The sequence below is a fragment of the Streptomyces milbemycinicus genome (assembly GCF_002154605.1).
GTDB classification, from domain to species: Bacteria; Actinomycetota; Actinomycetes; order Streptomycetales; family Streptomycetaceae; genus Streptomyces; species Streptomyces milbemycinicus.
The window spans coordinates 1-280 of the sequence record NZ_MUNE01001130.1; the positions used below are offsets into that span (position 1 = coordinate 1).

The 280-nt window shown below is 78.6% G+C and carries 1 pseudogene; it reads right to left on the minus strand.

Annotated features, from left to right (window positions below):
• Positions 1-280, minus strand: a pseudogene (locus CCN51_RS56825) (hypothetical protein); the annotation flags it as partial.

Consider the following 280-nt stretch of genomic DNA (forward strand, 5'->3'; position numbering starts at 1 on the left):
GCCGCGGCCGGGTCGCCGGCCTCGGGCGTGTAGCTGAGCAGGACGCTTCCGGCCGGCTGCTCGCCGCCGTCACCGCCTCCGCCGCCGCCGCTCCCCGAGCCGTCACCCGGGCTGTCCGAGGGCCCGCCGTCCGCCCCGTCGGCCGAGTCCGGCGTGGGGTCGGGGGTCGGCGTGGAGCTGGTGTTGGAGCAGCCGGAGGTGCCGCCGCCCGACTGCGGGATCCAGGCGAACTGCACCTGGTACGCCTGGCCGGGCTTCAGGATGAGCTGGCCCGGCGCGG